A 17,646-nucleotide genomic window follows, 5' to 3' on the forward strand; every position below is an offset into this window, starting at 1 on the left:
GGGAAAGACCATTATGGAGCGCATCTGGCTCAAGCACTATCCAGCCGGCGTGCCCGCCGATATCGACGTCACGCAATATTCGTCGCTGGTTGAATTGCTGGAAGAGAGCTTCAAGAAATTCGCCGATCGCAAGGCGTTCATCTGCATGGACAAGGCGATCACCTATCGCGAGCTCGACGAGATGTCGACGGCGCTCGGCGCCTATCTGCAGAGCAAGGGCCTGCAAAAGGGCGCGCGGGTCGCGCTGATGATGCCGAACGTGCTGCAATATCCGGTCGCGACCGCGGCCGTCTTGCGCGCCGGCTTTGCCGTGGTCAACGTCAATCCGCTCTACACCCCGCGCGAGCTCGAGCACCAGCTGAAGGATTCCGGCGCCGAAGCGATCGTCGTGCTGGAGAACTTCGCCACGACCGTGCAGAAGGTGCTTCCCAACACCTCGGTCAAGCACGTCATCGTCGGCAGCATGGGCGACCTGCTCGGCTTCAAGGGCGTGATCGTCAACCTGGTGGTGCGCCGGGTGAAGAAGATGGTGCCGGCCTGGTCGATCCCGGGCGCGGTCACGTTCAACGAGGCGCTGTCGGCCGGCCGCGCGGCCAGGCTCAACAAGCCGACACTGACGCTCGATGACGTCGCCTTCCTGCAATATACCGGCGGCACCACCGGCGTCTCCAAGGGCGCCACCCTGCTCCATCGCAACATCCTGGCCAACGTGCTGCAGAACGACGCCTGGCTGCAGCCGGCGCTGGCGAAGCCGCCGATCGTCGAGCAGATGGTCATCGTCTGCGCGCTGCCGCTCTATCACGTCTTCGCGCTCACCGCGTGCTATCTGCTGGGCATGCGGGCCGGCGGCACCAATCTGCTGATTCCGAATCCGCGCGACATGGCGGGCTTCGTCAAGGAACTGTCGAAGTACCAGGTCAGCTTCTTCCCGGCGGTCAACACCCTCTACAATGGCCTGCTGAACACGCCCGGATTCGACAAGCTCGACTTCTCCAAGCTGAAGATCGCCAATGGCGGCGGCATGGCGACGCAGAGGCCGGTCGCCGAGAAATGGTTGAAGGTCACGGGCATCGCGTTGTCGGAAGGCTATGGCCTGTCGGAGACGTCGCCGACCCTGACGTGCAATCCCGCCACGATCGAGGAATTCTCCGGGACGATCGGCCTTCCGGTCCCGTCGACCTGGCTCTCGATCCGCGACGACGACGGCAACGAGCTGCCGCTCGGCGAGGCCGGCGAGATCTGCGCCAAGGGCCCGCAGGTCATGTCCGGCTACTGGAACAGGCCCGACGAAACCGCGCGCGTGATGACGGCGGACGGCTATTTCCGCACCGGCGACATCGGCGTGATGGACGAGAAGGGCTACACCAAGATCGTCGACCGCAAGAAGGACATGATCCTGGTCTCCGGCTTCAACGTCTATCCGAACGAGATCGAGGAAGTGATCGCGAGTCATCCCGGCGTGCTGGAATGCGCCGTGATCGGCGTGCCCGATGCCAAGTCCGGCGAGGCGGTGAAGGCCTTTGTGGTCAAGAAGGACCCGAACGTCACCGCCGAGGACATCATCAAATTCAGCGCCACCCAGCTTACCGGCTACAAGGTGCCGAAGCAGATCGAGTTCAGGACCGACTTGCCGAAGACCAATGTCGGCAAGATCCTGCGCCGCGAGCTGCGCGACGAGAAGAAGGCTGCGGCTTAGAGCATGATCCGGAAAAGTGCGAAGCGGTTTTCCGAATAAGATCATGCTCAAACAAGAGCCAAGTAAGGCGGGCGTTGGACGGATATGACTGACGCCCGCATCGCGACGCCTGCCGAAATCATCGCGTTCTGGCAAGCAGCCGGCCGCGACCGCTGGTACACACGCGACGACACCTTCGACGCCGATATCCGCGGCCGCTTCCTCGCCACCTGGCAGAACGCGGCTGCCGGCGGATTGTCGTCATGGGAGGCGAGCGACGAGGGCGCGCTGGCGTTGACCATCGTGCTCGACCAGTTTCCGCGCAACCTGTTTCGCGGCGACGCCAGGACCTTTTCAAGTGATGCGCTGGCGCGTGACGTGGCAAGGCGCGCCATCGACCGCGGCGTCGATGCGCGGACCGACCCGTTGCTGCGCGAATTCCTCTATCTGCCGTTCGAGCATTCCGAGGACCTCGCCGACCAGCAGCGCTGCGTGACGCTGTTCCGGCAATATGTCTGCCATCCCGACAATCTCAAATATGCCGAGGACCACGCCGACATCATCCGCCGGTTCGGCCGCTTCCCGCACCGGAATGCCGTGCTGGGTCGGGAAATGACCGCCGAGGAGCAGGCTTTCCTCGATGCCGGCGGGTTTTCAGGCTAAGGCGCGATGAGATCAGGCTGAAGCGTCATCGCGCCTTAGATTCTTGTTTAAGCATGATCTTTCCGGAAAACCGCCTCGCACTTTTCCGGATCATGCTCTGATGACGGAACGGTGACCGCCCTCCGGCATTGCCGTTCCTCGGCGAGCCCGTATTGTGCCATTCCGCAGCCGGGTTTAAGACAATTCCGCTTCACCGAGGGAGAACACCGATGACGATCAATGTTGGCGACAAGCTGCCGGAAACCAAGTTTCGCGTGATGACCGCCGAGGGTCCGCAGGTCAAAACCACCGATGATATTTTCAAGGGCAAGAAGGTCGCCCTGTTTGCCGTGCCCGGCGCCTACACCGGCACCTGCCACAAGATGCATCTGCCGAGCATCTTCCTCAACGCCTATGCCATGAAGAACAAGGGCGTCGACACCATCGCGATCGTCTCGGTCAACGATGCCTTCGTGATGAACGCCTGGAAGCGCGACACCGACCAGCGCGACGAGGCGGTCTTCTTGGCCGACGGCAATGCCGACTTCGCCAAGGCGATCGGCATGGAGCTCGACGCCTCCGGCAACGGGCTCGGCATCCGCTCCCACCGCTACTCGATGCTGGTCGAGGACGGCGTGGTGAAGAAGCTCAACAAGGAGCCGGCTCCGGGCAAGGTCGAGGTCTCCGGCGGCGATACGCTGCTCGGGCAGCTCTGAGCGGACACGTCTTCCCTTCTCCCCTTGTGGGAGAAGGTGGCGCGGATGCAATCCGCGCCGGATGAGGGGTTCTCTCCGCGGAGACAGACCCCTCACCCGTCCGCGATGCTACGCATCGCGTCCACCCTCTCCCACAAGGGGAGAGGGTGAGAGGGCCCTACCCCTTCAACCTCGCCATCGCCACGCCTTCGCGCGCCAGCTCGTCGGCGCGTTCGTTCTCGGCGTGGCCGGCATGGCCCTTGATCCAGTGCCAACGCACCTCATGCGGCTTCAGGGCGGCATCGAGGCGCTGCCACAGCTCGACATTCTTGACCGGCTTCTTGTCGGCGGTGCGCCAGCCATTGCGCTTCCAGCCATGGATCCAGCCGGTGATGCCCTGGCGGACATACTGGCTATCGGTGGTGAGGTCGACCACGCAGGGCTTCTTCAAGGCTTCCAGCGCCGAGATCGCCGCCATCAGCTCCATGCGGTTGTTGGTGGTGTGCCCCTCGCCGCCCTTCAGTTCCTTTTCCTTGTCGCCGAACCGGAGGATCGCGCCCCAGCCGCCCGGTCCCGGATTTCCGGAGCAGGCACCATCGGTGAAGACAATCACATGCGGCTTGTCGCTCACGCCGCGCATCCCGCCGACGTGATGCCGTAGTCGTTGAGGCTTGCGACATTCTGCTGGAAGCGCAGCTTGCGGACGTATTCCAGCGGGTCCTTCGGCTGCACCAGTGCGCCTTCGGGCACGTTGAGGAAATCGACCAGCCGCGTCAGCAGGAAGCGCATCGCAGCCCCCCGCGCAAGCAGCGGCAGCGCCGCCTCTTCCGCCGCCGACAACGGCCGCTCGCGGCCATAGGCATTGAGCAGCGCACGCGCCTTGGTGACGTTGAAGGAGTGATCCGGCTCGAAGCACCAGGCGTTGAGGCAGATCGCGACGTCGTAGGCCAGGATATCGTTGCAGGCGAACGGGAAGTCGATCAGGCCCGACAGTCTGTCGCCGAGGAAGAAGACGTTGTCGGGAAACAAATCGGCATGGATCACGCCGACCGGCAGATCGGTCGGCCACGACGCCTCGAGATGATCGAGCTCGCGCGCGATGAAGTCGTGCAATCCGGCCTGTACGCTATCGGCCCGCGCGGCGGAGAGTGCGAACAGCGGCCGCCAGCCGGCGACCGACAGCGGGTTGGTGCGCACCAGCGGAAAGTCGGCACCGGCGAGATGCATCTTCGCCAGCGCCTCGCCGACGCCGGAGCAATGCGCCACGTTCGGCTTGCGCGGCCACACGCCTTCGAGGAAATTGATGATCGCCGCCGGGCGGCCGGCGAGACGGCTCGTGACCTCGCCCTTGCGGTTGCGCGCCGGCTGCGGGCACGACACGCCGCGCGCGGCGAGATGCGCCATCAGCGACAGGAAGTACGGCAGGTCGTCCTCCGCCACGCGCTTCTCATAGAGCGTGAGGATGTAGGCGCCCTGGCTGGTGTGCAGCAGGAAGTTCGAATTCTCGACGCCCTCGGCGATGCCCTTGTAGGAGAGCAATTCGCCGATGTCGTAGCTTTTGAGGAATTCCGCGAGGTCTTCGGCGGCAACGTCGGTGTAGACCGCCATATGGTCTATTCCGCCGCGGCAGCGTCGGGCCGCAGCGAACGCGGCAGCGGGAAGAACTCGTTCTCTTCCGCGGCCGAGACCGTCTCCACGTGCAGTTCGTAACGCTCCGCGAAGGCGCCCATGATCTCCTCGACGATCACCTCCGGGGCAGAAGCACCCGCGGTGATGCCGAGGCTCTTGATGCCTTCGAAGCGCGACCAATCGATGTCGCTGGCCCGCTGCGCAAGAATCGCAATCGGGCAGCCCTCGCGCTCGGCGACCTCGCGCAGGCGCTGCGAGTTCGACGAGTTCGGCGCACCGACCACGATCAGGGCATCGACCACCGGCGCCACCTTCTTCACCGCAAGCTGGCGGTTGGTGGTGGCGTAGCAGATGTCTTCCTTGTGCGGACCGTTGACGTTCGGGAAGCGCTGCTTGAGCAGCGCCACGATCTCCGCGGTGTCGTCGATCGACAGCGTGGTCTGGGTCACGAAGGCGAGGTTGTCGGGGTCCTTCGGGACGAAGGTCTTGGCATCCTCGGCGGTCTCGATCAGGGTCACGGCGCCCTCGGGCAGCTGGCCCAGCGTGCCGACCACCTCGGGGTGATGCGAATGCCCGATCAAGAGGATCTCGCGGCCGCGCTTGAAATGGATCGCCGCCTCGCGGTGGACCTTGGTCACCAGCGGGCAGGTCGCGTCCAGCGAGAAGAAATTGCGCGATTTGGCCTCGGCCGGAACCGATTTCGGAACGCCATGGGCCGAAAACACCACCGGGGCGTTGGTTTCGTCGGGGATTTCGGACAATTCCTCGACGAAAATGGCACCCTTGGTCTTCAGGCTGTCCACCACATACTTGTTATGGACGATCTCGTGCCGGACATAGACCGGGGCACCATAAATGGTGAGGGCACGTTCGACGGTGTCGATGGCGCGGACCACCCCTGCGCAAAAACCGCGGGGGGAACAAAGCACGATTCTGAGATCGGGTTTTTTCACTGACATCGAGCTGGTCTCGGGGCTGTCTTTGGACTGTCATTGGACAGTCTTGGGGCAATTTGGGGACCGAATCACCCCTCGCCAAGCGGGCGGGGAACGGCCTGTTAGAGTAAGGACTTGGGACTGCTTTCGGGCGCTGTCAAGGCGATTTTGCTGGCCCATTGCGCCATTCCCCCCTGAGGGCTTATATAGGCCCTATAATTCCCGTCATCGCCGATGACTACCAGCTTCGCCTCGACAGAGGTGGGCGAAGCACAAAGGAGATTTGCCATGAGCAACGCACCGCTGATGCCGAAGGCGACTGCCGTGTGGTTGGTCGACAATACCGCCCTGACCTTCGACCAGGTGGCCGATTTCACCAAAATGCACCCCCTCGAGGTCCGCGCCATCGCCGACGGCGACGCCGCCCAGGGCATCAAGGGCATGGACCCGATTTCGAACGGCCAGCTGACCCGCGAGGAGATCGAGCGCGGCGAGCGCGACCAGAACTACCGGCTCAGGCTTCAGGAGAGCAAGGTGGTGCTGCCCACCGCCGCCAAGAAGAAGGGCCCGCGCTACACCCCAGTGTCGCGCCGCCATGAGCGGCCGAGCGCGATCCTCTGGCTGGTGCGCAACCACCCCGAGCTGAAGGACGCCCAGATCATGCGCCTGGTCGGCACCACCAAGACCACGATCGCGAGCGTGCGCGACCGCACCCACTGGAACGCCTCGACCCTGACCCCGATGGATCCGGTGACGCTCGGCCTGTGCTCGCAGATCGAGCTCGATTTCGAGGTGCAGCGCGCCGCCAAGGAGAAGCCGACCACGACCGTCTACGGCGGCGCCACGCTGCTGCCGGCCTCCGAGACCACGCGTAAGGACGAGGACGATCAGCCGATCGAACGCCACGACGATCTCAACGTCGACGCTGTGTTCGCCAAGCTGAAGACGATCGGCGGCAAGAAGCCCGAAGACGACGAAGAGTAAGCGCGGACTGCGCGACTCGAAGAGTGGAATACGAAACGCGGCGGGGCAACCTGCCGCGTTTTTGTTTTGGCTAAAGCATGATCCGGAAAAGTGCGAAGCGGTTTTCCGGAAAGATCATGCTCAAACAAGGAACTAAAGCGCGATGACGATTCAACCCAATCTCATCGCGCTTTAGTTGAACGCGAATCGCCGGTGCGCGAAGTCGAGCAGCGGACGCTCGAAATAGCGGTAGCTCAGCGCACACAGCCCGAACGTCAGCGCGAGTGCACCGAAGGTCAGCGAGATGCCGGCGAGGCTCTCGATCGTTCTCGGTCGATGCAGCACGGCGAACAGCAGGTACACCACGACGGGATGGATGAGATACGCCGCGTAGGACGTTCTGGCGAAGAAGTTCGCGACCGAGCTGCGCAGGATCGCAAGTTGCGGCGAGCCGCGATGTTCCAGCACGACGAACAGCAAAGCCCCGAAGAAGATCTCGACCTGGGTGTGCGAGAACGCCACCGACCAGCGCTTCCACCCGAACAGCCACAGCAGCGGCAGCGCCATGGTCGACCATTTGAGAATGCGGACAACAAGGCCGGAGATTTCGGCATCCGGCTTGCGATAGAGGCGCCACCAGGCGATCAGCGCGCCGATCGCCAACGAATCGATCCTAAATTGCGGCAACACGTACCAGCCATAGGCGTCCGGCAGCGCGCTATCGATCAGCCGCCCGATCGGACAGATCAGGATCGGCACCAGCAGGATCGCAAACAACCGCTCGGGCGGGATGTAGCGCACCAGCAGCGGAAACAGCAGATAGAACTGCTCCTCGATCGCAAGCGACCAGGTGACAGCCAGGAAGTAAGCGCCGTCGGTCTGGGCCTTGGCCATACCGAAATTCTGCAAGCCGAACAGATAGAGCCAGCCGGGCACGCCCCTGGTGCCGAACAGATCGGCGCTGAGCGAAAGAGACCAGCCGATCAGCGCGCCGGCGCACATCAGGTAATAGAGCGGCCAGATCCGGAACGCCCGCCGGCCGTAGAAGGCCGAGTAGTATCGCTCGGCCGTGCGGTGCCGCAGCAGGATATCGGTGATGAGATAGCCGGACAGGATGAAGAACAAGTCGACGCCGAAACGGCCAACATGCAGCAGCTTCCACGGCCAGTCCTGCGGCCCGTCCGGCGTGCCGAAATAGTGCCAGATGACGACGATCAGCAGCGCGATCGCGCGCAGCCCGTCGAGCTCCCCGATCCTGTCACGCTGCAACGCGAGCTCGCCTTCCACAAGCACAGGACATGGTCTCATCCAAAAGGGCCGCTCATGATCGCATGGCGGCGAGCCGATAGCTCAGGGGGAATTCGGCCCGGCGCCTAATGCACGTCGGGATGGTTCATCATGTATTCGCCGAGATCGCGTTGCCGGCGGTCGGAGCGGACTTCGGCATTCTGGCGCTGGACGTCGCGGTCCTTGCGGCAGGCGACATATTCGGCCGAACCGACCGCGACCTTGCCGCCGGCCTGGCAGTACTGATCGTCGTCGCCCATGCTCTCCGCGATCGGCGACCGGCCGCGCTCGAGGCAGCCGGCCAGCAGCGGCAATGCGAGCAGCAATGCGAGGGGCGCGCGTGCGGAAATGGATCGCATCCGGTGAGTCCGTATCTCGTGGCAAATGACGTTTCGACGGTCGGGATGACCCGGCAATCCATCAAAATCAAGGCCGTTTTGCTTCGGAGTGCGTTTCGAGGGTGAGCGTCCCGGTTGCGCGGTTCGTGACCTGATCGATCATCTCGCCCCGGGGCCACCCCTCTCCCCACCCTCCCCCGCAAGGGGGAAGGGAGCCTGACCGGCGTGGTCACCTCACGTGGCGTAAGGTCAACAGCACATCGCTCAACTCATCCTGCGTGAGGGAGCCACCGGCGGAAGGGTTCCCTCCCCCCTTGCGGGGGAGAGTTAGGGAGAGGGGTGGCCGCACGGGCGGTTATCCAAAAGTGCGCAAAGCACACCACCACCTACGCCTACGCCTTCCCCTTCAGCGCCTCGCCGATCTCTTCGAGCACCTTCGGGTCCTCGATGGTCGCCGGCATGGTCCAGGGCTCGCCGTCGGCGATCTTCTTGATGGTGCCGCGCAGGATCTTGCCGGAGCGGGTCTTGGGCAGCCGCGCCACCGTGATGGCGAGCTTGAAGGCGGCGACCGGGCCGAGCTTCTCGCGGACCAGCGCCACGACTTCCTTCTCGACCTGATCCGGCGCCTTGGTGACGCCGGCCTTCAACACCAGGAAGCCGCAGGGCACCTCGCCCTTGATCGCATCCTTGACGCCGAGCACGGCGCATTCGGCAACATCGGGATGCGAGGCGAGGATCTCCTCCATGCCGCCGGTGGAGAGCCGGTGGCCGGCGACATTGATGATGTCGTCGGTGCGGCCCATCACCCAGACATAGCCGTCCGCATCCTTGTAGCCGGCGTCCGAGGTCTTGTAGTAGCCCGGGAATTCCGAGAGGTAGGCGTCGCGGAAGCGATCGTCCTGCTGCCACAGCGTCGGCAGGCAGGCCGGCGGCATCGGCAGCTTGATCACGATCGAACCCATGGTGCCGGCCGGCACCGGCTTGGCCGCTTCGTCGACGATGTCGACCTGATAGCCCGGCATCGGCACCGTCGGCGAACCGTGCTTGACCGGCAGCATGCCCAAGCCAACCGGATTGCCGGCGATGCACCAGCCGGTCTCGGTCTGCCACCAGTGATCGATCACGGGCACCTTGAGCTGCTGCTCGGCCCACTCCACCGTCGGCGGGTCGGCGCGCTCGCCGGCGAGGAACAGGGTGCGGAAGCGCGAGAGGTCGTAGCTCCTGAGCAGCTTGCCTTCGGGATCTTCCTTCTTGATCGCGCGGAACGCGGTCGGTGCGGTGAAGAAGGCGACCGCCTTGTGCTCCGAGATCACGCGCCAGAACGCGCCGGCATCGGGCGTGCCGACCGGCTTGCCTTCATACATGATCGTGGTCGCGCCGTGGATCAGCGGGCCGTAGACGATGTAGGAGTGGCCGACCACCCAGCCGATGTCGGAGCCGCACCACCAGATCTCGCCGGGCTTGACGCCGTAGAGATTTTCCATCGACCATTTCAGCGCGACGAGATGCCCGCCATTGTCGCGCACCACGCCCTTCGGGATGCCGGTCGTGCCCGAGGTATAGAGGATGTAGAGCGGATCGGTCGCGGCGACCGGCACGCAGGGCGCGGCCTTGCCGGCGTCGAGCGCGGCGCGGCGCAGCGTCGCCCAGTCGTGGTCGCGGCCGGCGGTCAGCTCGCACGCCTGTTGCGGCCGTTGCAGGACGATGCAGGTCTCGGGCTTGCTGCCAGCGAGGCGGATCGCTTCATCCAGCAGCGGCTTGTATTGCACGATACGGCCAGGCTCGATGCCGCAGCTCGCCGAGAAGATCAGCTTCGGCCTGGCGTCGTCGATCCGGGTCGCGAGCTCCTTGGCGGCAAAGCCGCCGAACACCACGCTGTGCACCGCGCCGATCCGCGCGCAGGCGAGCATCGCAACCACGGCCTCCGGCACCATCGGCATATAGAGGATGACGCGATCACCCTTGGCGACGCCGAAATCCTGCATCACCGCGGCGAGCGCCTGCACTTCGCGCAGCAACTCGGAATAGGTGAATTTGGTGATCGTGTTGGTCAGCGGGGAATCGTGGATCAGCGCGACCTGATCGGCGCGGCCACCGGCGACATGGCGATCCAGCGCGTTATAGCAGGTGTTGACCACGGCGCCGGTGAACCAGCGTCCGTAGGCGCCCATCGCGGGATCGAAGATCTTCTTGGCGGGCTCGATCCAGTCGATCTCGCGTGCTGCCTCGGCCCAAAAGCCCTCGGGGTCCCGAAGCGAGCGGGCATACACCTCATGATACCGGCTCTGCTGGATGTTCATCGCGTTTCTCCCTCGCGCGGTCGCGCGTCATTTGCCGACCATTGTCACGGGAAGCGGCGCCGATTCAAGCCGAAATGACCGCGACCTTCGGCCGGGTCGGCAGGAGTGGCGAGGGTCGGCTAATAGCCGTCGACCCCATTGATCCGCTGCAGGCGTTCGCGCATCGCCTTTTGCAGATCGTAGCCCGGCTTGCCGAACTCGGCATTACGGCGGGCAATGAAATCGTCCTGCGCTCGCTGCAGCTCGCGCGCCTGGCGCGGATCTTTCGCCTCACGCACGGCGCGGAAGGTCGATGCGCCGATCTCGCGATCGAGATCGGCCAGCGCGGGATCGGCGCAGATCGCCCTCTCCACCGGCCGGCGCGCCTTGCGGCAATCGAAGCTCGGCTTGCCGGCGACCGCCATCATGGCGCCGATCCGCTCCAGCTCCAGCGACAGCGATTTGTAGTTGGCCTTGGCGACGGCGTGATCGGGATCGAGCTTGACCGCGGCGCCGAAATCCATGATCGCCTTCGGCCGGTCGCCCTTGCGGCGCCACAGCTCACCGCGCGCATTGTGGGCATCGGCAAGCGACGGATCGAGCTTGAGCACGGTGTCGTAGTCGGCGATCGCACGGTCGATCATCTGCTTGCGGTCATAGGCGCTCGCGCGCGCCGTCAGCGCCTTGACGCGATCGGGCTTCGTCGCCTTCTCATTGTCGATCAGCGCGCCGCAGACGTCGATGATCTTGTCGTCATCGGCTGCCGCGGCGGCGGCATTGCAAGGTCCTGCATTGGCCTGCACATCCTCGCCCGGCTCGCTGCCGGTCGCGTGCGCGACGCCTGATGCGACCGACAGGCATGCACAGATCAGCGCGACAGCCAGATTTGGAGAGTTGCGTCGTATTCCCATCACCGACAAGACATCCCGCGCCTGAACCGCCGGCCTCTGATGTGCGGCAGCAATTGCCGCCAAACCACACGCTGGATTATACGTCAATTGCGACGATCGGCTGCACCTGGTGCGGCACGCCGCGCGCCGCACTTTTGGGGGTTCGCCTTGCTCACGTTTGAATGGATCATCGGCCTGTTGCTCGCAGCGGTGGCGCTGTCGGCGCTGGCGCGGCGGATCAAGGTGCCCTACCCGACCTTCCTGGCGATCGGCGGCGTGCTGTTGACATTGCTGCCGTGGGCCCCGACCTGGGCCTTGGAACCGAAGCTGGCGCTGGCGCTGTTCGTGGCACCGGTGCTGCTCGATGCCGCGTTCGACACCTCGCTGCGCGATCTCCGCAACAACTGGCTGCCGGTCTCGACGCTGGTGGTGGTCGCGGTCGGCGTCACCACGGCGGCGGTCGCCGTGGTCGCGCGCTGGCTGCGCCCGGACATGCCCTGGCCGGTTGCGATCGCGCTCGGCGCCATCGTGGCGCCGCCGGACGCAGCCGCAGCCACCGCGATCCTGCGCCAGGTCAGCCTGCCCTACCGGATCCAGAAGATCCTCGAGGGCGAAAGCCTGCTCAACGATGCCACCTCGCTGTTGATCTACCGCGTCGCGGTCGGCCTGGTCGCCGCCGAGCACATGAAGATCCGCGAGTTCGTGCCGTCGATCGCGGTAGCGCTGATCGGCAGCCTCGCCGCCGGCTATCTGTTCGCGCAGGTCTGGATGATGATCACCCGCCGCATCACCGAGGCGCCGAGCGCGATCATCACCCAGTTCGGCGGCACCTTCATGGTGTGGATCGTCGCCGAGCATCTCGGCCTGTCCGGCATCCTGACCATCATCGCCTATGCGATCACCATCGCCCGCACCGCGCCGGCCCGGACTTCGGCGCGGCTGCGCGTCTCGTCCTACGCGGTGTGGGAAACCGTGGTGTTCGTGCTCAACGTGCTCGCCTTCATGCTGATCGGCCTGCAATTGCGCCCGATCTGGTCCGATCTCGACGCCGAAGTGCGATGGAAATATTGCAGCTTTGCCGCCACGATCCTCGCCGTCGTGATCCTCGCCCGCATCCTCTGGGTGATGCCTTACGGCGCGCTCTTGCGCACGCTGAAGTCGCGCGACTGGCTACCCGCCCATGTGGTGGATGCCGTGCCGACCCTGAAGCGCGGCTTCATCGTGTCGTGGTGCGGCATGCGCGGAATCGTCACGCTGGCCGCCGCGTTTGCACTGCCCGAATGGTTTCCGTATCGCGACCTGATCCTGCTCACGGCGTTCGCCGTGGTGTTGGGCTCACTGGTGATCCAGGGCCTGACCTTGCGGCCGCTGATCCTGGCGTTGAACTTCGCTGACGACGATCCGGTCGGACGCGAGGCGGCCCATGCCCGCAGCATCGCGTTTCGCGCCGCTCTCGACGAGATCGACGCGGACCCGTCGGAAGAGGCCGAAATCCTCCGGCTCGAATACCGTGCCGTGCTGCTGCGCGCCGAGAGTGACACTGATGGCGGCCTATTCTCGCGCGAGTTGCCGGCCGATCCGATACGCCGCCGCGCCATCGCGGCAGCACGTCAGGCGCTGCTCAAACTGCGTCGCACCGAGACCATTGGCGACGACGCATTCCATCTGGTCGAGGAAGAGCTCGACCGCGCCGAGCTCAGCGTCGAGGCCTAGCCTCGTTCACGCGCGCTCACGCACCCGACTTCATGCGCCAGATTTGGAGGTGATGCCGCCGTCGACCACGAGCTCGATGCCGGTGACATATTTCGATTCGTCCGAGGCGAGGAACAGCGCGGCATTGGCGACGTCCCAGGCGTCCCCCATGTGCCCCATCGGCACCTGCGCATCGCGCGCCCGCCACATCGCCTCGACATCGCCCTTGGCGTAGCTCTGCGCCAGCCCGGCCGAATGCGCGACCATCGGCGTCTTCATCAACCCGGGCAGGATCGCGTTGACGCGGACATGCTTGGCGGCGAACTCGACCGCCGTCGAGCGCGTCATCTGGTTCATCGCCGCCTTGCTGGCATTGTAGCTGACATAGGAGATGCCGACATGGCGGATCGAGGCGATCGAGGAGATGTTGATGATCGAGCCGCCGCCCTGCTTGATCATGACCGGAATGACGTGCTTCATCGACAGATAGGCGCTCTTGAGATTGACCGCGAACACGCGGTCCCACTCGGCTTCCGCCACCTCCACCACGCTGCCGACCTCGGCGATGCCGACATTGTTGTCGAGCACGTCGATGCGGCCATAGGCCTTCAGGCAGGCCGCAACCATCGCCTCGACCTCGCTGGCGCGCGAGACGTCGGCGGTGAACGCGACAGCCTTGCCGCCCTCCTCGGTGATGATCTTGACCGTCTCCTCGGCCGCCGCGCCGTTGCGATCGACGCAGAACACGCTGGCGCCCTCGCGCGCGAAGGTCACGGCGGTCGCCTTGCCATTGCCCCAGCCGGGCCCGATCGAGCCCGCGCCGACCACCATCGCGACCTTGCCCTTGAGCCGATCCATCGGTCTTTCTCCCTTGTTGTTTGTTATGGCTCGCAAATACTCATCGTCGTGACATTAGCACCGATCGGATGCCCGAAAATCTCCGATAGCGTCTGGCAGCGTCCCGCGTGGCACAGGTGCCATTCGCCGGCAGCACCGGAATTGCCGAGCACCACTTGCGGCCTCGGAATGGGCGGCGGCGCCCACTGAAACCAGCCATCGACGAGCCGCGCCTCCGGCGGCGGCTCCATGCCGGCGCCGGTGCCCTTGATGCGCGCCTGTTGCAGCACGAGCCCGGCCGGCGTGACCAGCCAGTCTTCCTCCCAAGCGGACTTCTCGATCGAATGCGTCCAGGCCAGCGTGAAAGCCGCGATCGACAGCGCCTTCACGACACCGGCGGATGCCAGGCAGAGGCTCAAGCCGCCGCCACCGCATCGCGCGGACGCTGCCGCCACTGCCACAGCACGACGGCTGCGGCGAGCGTGAAGCCCGCGGTGTCCGAGAACTGGAAATCGCCGAGCAGGCAGAGCGCGGCGCCGAACGCCGCCGCGATCTCGACCAAGGTCAGTCGCGTGAACAGGAAGCCGATGGCGACAATGCCGAACAGGGCGATCGCCACCAGCGCCTTGAAGGTCGCCAGCGCCACCGCGCCGTAGAAGCCGAGCTGGGCCGCCATCGGGTCATTGCCCTGCAGCATCAGCGCCGGCGAATAGACGAAGATGAAGGGAATGACGTAACCGGCCAGCGCGATCCGCATGGCTTCCCAGCCGATCTTGTCCGGATTCTCCTTGGCGATCGGCGCCGCCGCCAGTGCGGCGAGCGCCACCGGCGGCGAGAGGTCGGCCATGATGCCGTAGTAGAACGCGAACATGTGGCTTGCGATCAAGGGCACGCCGAGCTTGGCGAGCGCAGGCGCGGCGAGCGCCGCGGTGATGATGTAGGTCGGGATGGTCGGGATGCCGGTGCCGAGCAGGATCGACAGCAGCATGGTCATGATCAGCGCCAGGAACAGGCTCTTGGCACCGAGCCCGATGATCCAGCTGCCGAAGATGGTGCCGACGCCAGTCTGCGTCATCATGCCGATGATGGTGCCGACGATGGCGCAGGCCATGCCGACGGTCAGCGCCGACTTGGCGCTGTCGGCGAGCGAGTCACGGCACGCCCTCAGCGTGGCGCGGCCGCCGCGCGTGATCGCGGCGATCACGATCAGGCCGGCGACGACGCTGGCGACCGGCACGATCTCGAGCCCGTGGCGCGACACCGCTGCAACCACCAGCGCAAGCCCGATCCAGAAGATGTAGCGCACGATCGTGTTGGAGAAGCCGAGCGTGATGCTGGCGCCGAGGATCAACGCGACCGTCAGCGCGAGCCCCATGCTGCCGGCATAGAGCGGCGTGAAACCTTCGAACAGCATGTAGACCAGTGCCGCGAGCGGCAACACCAGGTACCAGCGCGCCACCAGCGCCTTCCAGGCGCTCGGGATCTCCGAGCGCTTCATGCCGACGAGGCCGTGCTTGCCGGCTTCCAGATGCACCATCCAGAACGCCGAGGCGAAGTACAGGATCGCCGGGATCACCGCGGCCCTGACGATCTCCGAATAGGGAACGCCGAGCGTCTCGGCCATGATGAAGGCGACCGCGCCCATCACCGGCGGCATGATCTGGCCGCCCATCGAAGCGGTGGCCTCGACGCCGGCGGCGAACGCGCGGCGGTAGCCGAACTTGATCATCAGCGGAATCGTGAACTGGCCGACGGTCACGACGTTGGCGACGCCGGAGCCGGAGATCGTGCCCATCATGCCTGAGGCGAACACCGCGACCTTGGCCGGGCCGCCGCGGGTGCGCCCGAACAGGCCGAGCGAGACGTCGGTGAACAGCTGGATCATGCCGGCCCGCTCGAGGAACGAACCGAACAGGATGAACAGGAAGATGTAGGTCGCCGAGACGTAGATCGGCACGCCGTAGAAGCCTTCGGTGCCGAACGACAGATGGGTGACGATCTGGTCGAAGTCATAGCCGCGATGATTGAACGGCGACGGCAGATACTGTCCGAAGAACCAGTAGAGCAGACATGCGCCGCACATCAGCGGCAGCGCCGCTCCCATCAGCCGCCGTGTACCCTCGAAGATCAGGACCGCGAGCAGAGTGCCGACCGCCAGGTCCATGTTGGTCGGATCGCCGTCGCGGGCGATCAGATCGGCATAGAAGATCCACTGGTAGAGCCCGCAGAGGAAGCCCGCGGCGCCGACGAGCCAGCTCACCGCGCGGCCGAAATCGGTCTTCGCGGTGAAATTGCCGATCAGGCCGAAGGTCAAGAGGATCAGGAAGCCGACATGGACGCCGCGCACCACCTGGCTCGGCAGATAGTTGAAGGCCGCGACATAGAGCTGGAACACCGCAAAGGCGAGCCCGATGGCATAGGCCAGGCGCCCCCAGCCGCCCGGGCCGAAACCCTCCGGAAAGCCGTGCTCGAAATTGTCGAATTCAACCTTGATGGGCTGTTCGCCCGCAATCTGCTGCTGCATTGAATCAGTCCCCCGCCGTGCCCGCGGCTCGATAGCACCTGTGTGGTGCCCGGCCGCGCCCCCCGCACGTCATGCGCGGGCTTGCCCCGCGCATCCATCGAAAATCAGAATTTTTAGAAAGATGGATGGCCGGGTCAAGCCCGGCCATGACGCATCTCGAGATGTAACCGGCCCTACTTGATCAGGCCCTTTTCCTTGTAATAGCGGATCGCGCCGGGATGCAGCGGCACCGGGCTGCCGGTCGCGGCGGTCTCGAGCTTGATCTCCTTGCCCGCGGCGTGGGCATTGGCGAGCTCCGGCAGCGATTCATAGACCAGCTTGGTCATCTGATAGGCGAGATCGTCCGACACCGCGCTCGAGGTGACGAGGTAGTTCACGACCGCGGCGGTCGGCACGTCCTTGTCCTGACCGGTATAGGTATTGGCCGGAATGATCACGGAGACGAAGGGCGGACCGATCTTGTCGACGGTCTCCTTCGGCACGGCGACCACGGTGATCTCGCTCGAGGTCGAGAGATCCTTCAGCGAGGCAACGCCGAGGCCGGCCGATTGCAGCGTGGCGCTGAGCTGGCGGTTCTTCATCAGGTCGACCGATTCGGCGAACGGCAGATACTCGACCTTGCCGAGATCCTTGTAGCTCATGCCGGCGGCCGCGAGGATCGCGCGCGAGTTGAGCTCGGTGCCGGACTTCGGCGCGCCGACAGACAGGCTCTTGCCCTTGAGATCGGCCAGCGTCTTGATGCCGCTTTCACCGGTGGCGACGATCTGGATGTAGTTCGGATAGATCGCGCCGATGGTGCGCAGCTTGTCGAGCTTGGTCTTGAAGCCGGCCTCGGTGTCGCCTTCCCAGGCGGCCTTCAGCGAATCGCCGAGCGTGAAGGCGATTTCGCCGCGGCCCTGCTGCAGCAGCACCAGGTTTTCGACCGAGGCCTTGGTCGCCTGCACCTGGGTCTTCACGTCTGGGATCTTGTCGCCGTAGATCTTTCCGATCGCGACACCGAGCGGGTAATACACGCCAGAGGTGCCGCCGGTGAGCACGTTAATGAACTGCTCGGCCTGCGCGACAGGCGCGGACAAAACACCGGCTGCCACGATCGCGGCAGCCATCAACCTTGAATTCATGAGTATTATTCTCCCCTAAGCCGGGCCGGAAATTGGCCGCCTGCCCCCGCCGGGTCAACCCATCCAAATGACGCATGCCGCGCCGAAATCCCTGATGGCAGCACCACTTTACCTGCGCGGGAACTCCGCGGGCACGACC

The 17,646-nt window shown here is 64.8% G+C and carries 16 protein-coding genes; 5 read left to right on the forward strand and 11 right to left on the reverse strand.

Going from position 1 to position 17,646, the window contains the following annotated elements; genetic code table 11:
* Positions 1-13: 13 nt before the first annotated feature.
* The 3 genes from JQ616_RS03380 to JQ616_RS03390 all read left to right on the forward strand — a co-directional run bounded on the left by JQ616_RS03380 (position 14) and on the right by JQ616_RS03390 (position 3,033).
* Positions 14-1,696 (forward strand): long-chain fatty acid--CoA ligase, encoded by a 1,683-nt coding sequence (locus JQ616_RS03380; RefSeq protein ID WP_212012223.1) that lies wholly within the window; start codon positions 14-16, stop codon positions 1,694-1,696.
* An 84-nt stretch (positions 1,697-1,780) separates the two neighbouring features.
* Entirely contained in the window at positions 1,781-2,338 is a 558-nt protein-coding gene (locus tag JQ616_RS03385; protein WP_212012225.1) for a DUF924 family protein, read from the forward strand.
* 209 nt (positions 2,339-2,547) lie between these two features.
* Entirely contained in the window at positions 2,548-3,033 is a 486-nt protein-coding gene (locus JQ616_RS03390) for a peroxiredoxin (RefSeq protein ID WP_024579081.1), read from the forward strand.
* A 157-nt stretch (positions 3,034-3,190) separates the two neighbouring features.
* Here JQ616_RS03390 and rnhA read toward each other — a convergent pair whose 3' ends face one another.
* Genes rnhA through ispH form a run of 3 tightly spaced genes read right to left on the reverse strand, consistent with a single transcriptional unit; the run spans position 3,191 to position 5,600 of the window.
* Positions 3,191-3,652, reverse strand: a complete 462-nt coding sequence (gene rnhA, locus JQ616_RS03395) for a ribonuclease HI (protein ID WP_249136361.1) — start codon at positions 3,650-3,652, stop codon at positions 3,191-3,193.
* Complete coding sequence (locus JQ616_RS03400) at positions 3,640-4,620, reverse strand: homoserine kinase (RefSeq protein ID WP_212012229.1); 981 nt, start codon at positions 4,618-4,620, stop codon at positions 3,640-3,642. Before JQ616_RS03400 ends, rnhA begins: the two co-directional genes overlap by 13 nt.
* Positions 4,621-4,625: 5 nt before the next feature.
* Entirely contained in the window at positions 4,626-5,600 is a 975-nt protein-coding gene (ispH, locus tag JQ616_RS03405; protein WP_212012230.1) for a 4-hydroxy-3-methylbut-2-enyl diphosphate reductase, read from the reverse strand.
* Between the two features lie 264 nt (positions 5,601-5,864).
* Between ispH and JQ616_RS03410 the strand changes: the two genes are divergently transcribed.
* Positions 5,865-6,560, forward strand: a complete 696-nt coding sequence (locus tag JQ616_RS03410; RefSeq protein ID WP_212012232.1) for a DUF1013 domain-containing protein — start codon at positions 5,865-5,867, stop codon at positions 6,558-6,560.
* Between the two features lie 171 nt (positions 6,561-6,731).
* Here JQ616_RS03410 and JQ616_RS03415 read toward each other — a convergent pair whose 3' ends face one another.
* The 4 genes from JQ616_RS03415 to JQ616_RS03430 all read right to left on the reverse strand — a co-directional run bounded on the left by JQ616_RS03415 (position 6,732) and on the right by JQ616_RS03430 (position 11,354).
* On the reverse strand, positions 6,732-7,847 hold the full coding sequence (locus JQ616_RS03415; RefSeq protein ID WP_212012234.1) for an acyltransferase family protein: 1,116 nt from the start codon (positions 7,845-7,847) through the stop codon (positions 6,732-6,734).
* A gap of 65 nt (positions 7,848-7,912) precedes the next feature.
* Complete coding sequence (locus JQ616_RS03420) at positions 7,913-8,185, reverse strand: hypothetical protein (protein ID WP_097673725.1); 273 nt, start codon at positions 8,183-8,185, stop codon at positions 7,913-7,915.
* Between the two features lie 371 nt (positions 8,186-8,556).
* A complete protein-coding gene (locus JQ616_RS03425) occupies positions 8,557-10,464 on the reverse strand; it encodes a propionyl-CoA synthetase (protein ID WP_212012236.1) in 1,908 nt (635 codons plus the stop codon).
* A gap of 119 nt (positions 10,465-10,583) precedes the next feature.
* The gene (locus JQ616_RS03430; protein WP_212012238.1) at positions 10,584-11,354 is read right to left on the reverse strand and encodes a tetratricopeptide repeat protein; all 771 of its coding nucleotides are present in this window, start codon (positions 11,352-11,354) and stop codon (positions 10,584-10,586) included.
* Positions 11,355-11,501: 147 nt separating this feature from the next.
* Here JQ616_RS03430 and JQ616_RS03435 point away from each other — a divergent pair, with 147 nt between their 5' ends.
* Positions 11,502-13,046 (forward strand): cation:proton antiporter, encoded by a 1,545-nt coding sequence (locus JQ616_RS03435; RefSeq protein ID WP_212012240.1) that lies wholly within the window; start codon positions 11,502-11,504, stop codon positions 13,044-13,046.
* A gap of 30 nt (positions 13,047-13,076) precedes the next feature.
* Here JQ616_RS03435 and JQ616_RS03440 read toward each other — a convergent pair whose 3' ends face one another.
* The 4 genes from JQ616_RS03440 to JQ616_RS03455 all read right to left on the reverse strand — a co-directional run bounded on the left by JQ616_RS03440 (position 13,077) and on the right by JQ616_RS03455 (position 17,507).
* Positions 13,077-13,883, reverse strand: coding sequence for an SDR family NAD(P)-dependent oxidoreductase (locus JQ616_RS03440; RefSeq protein WP_212012242.1), 807 nt, complete (start codon positions 13,881-13,883; stop codon positions 13,077-13,079).
* 23 nt (positions 13,884-13,906) lie between these two features.
* A complete protein-coding gene (locus JQ616_RS03445) occupies positions 13,907-14,281 on the reverse strand; it encodes a DUF1850 domain-containing protein (RefSeq protein ID WP_249136364.1) in 375 nt (124 codons plus the stop codon).
* Positions 14,278-16,386: a TRAP transporter permease gene (locus JQ616_RS03450; RefSeq protein ID WP_212012246.1), complete on the reverse strand. Its 2,109-nt coding sequence runs from the start codon at positions 16,384-16,386 to the stop codon at positions 14,278-14,280. Before JQ616_RS03450 ends, JQ616_RS03445 begins: the two co-directional genes overlap by 4 nt.
* A 173-nt stretch (positions 16,387-16,559) precedes the next feature.
* A complete protein-coding gene (locus JQ616_RS03455) occupies positions 16,560-17,507 on the reverse strand; it encodes a TAXI family TRAP transporter solute-binding subunit (protein ID WP_212012248.1) in 948 nt (315 codons plus the stop codon).
* Between the last annotated feature and the right edge of the window lie 139 nt (positions 17,508-17,646).

It is taken from the genome of Bradyrhizobium tropiciagri (genome assembly GCF_018130545.1).
GTDB classification, from domain to species: Bacteria; Pseudomonadota; Alphaproteobacteria; order Rhizobiales; family Xanthobacteraceae; genus Bradyrhizobium; species Bradyrhizobium tropiciagri_A.